This window comes from Staphylococcus cohnii subsp. cohnii (genome assembly GCF_002902365.1).
Classification (GTDB): Bacteria; Bacillota; Bacilli; order Staphylococcales; family Staphylococcaceae; genus Staphylococcus; species Staphylococcus cohnii.
This window is the reverse complement of the sequence record NZ_PPQC01000059.1, coordinates 1-378: the sequence shown is the minus strand read 5'-3', so window position 1 is coordinate 378 and position 378 is coordinate 1. Positions and strand designations below refer to the sequence as shown.

Annotated in this window: 1 protein-coding gene; it reads left to right on the top strand. The window is 29.9% G+C overall.

Translation table 11 applies throughout. The features are described 5' to 3' along the window. Positions 1-378 (top strand): hypothetical protein (locus CD032_RS10185; protein WP_258026256.1); only part of this gene is annotated, 378 nt, incomplete at both ends.

Here is a 378-nt window from a genome sequence, read left to right as displayed (position 1 = left end):
CATTCAAATTAAATAATAAGAAACTCAACTTTAATGATATTAAGAATTTAGAAATTGCTAACAAACCTATTTGTCACATCTATAAAACACAGGGCAAGTATCAGTATTTAGAAATAGACTTTATAACATGTGATTGGTGCTTGTCGAGTTTAGGACAGGCAAAGCTGCAATCAAGGTTAAATACTGAATCAATCTTCTTGTGGTTAAGAGGATATAATTTGAAACTCAACTATAACAGTGTAGGGCATATGACAATATATTTACGTGGTGATCATTTAGCGATTAATTATTTACTAGATGAAATTAATAAACTCACTGCAGATGCTAAATATTGGCAGAAATACAGAGATGGTAAACGTATGTTAGAAATTGATAGAA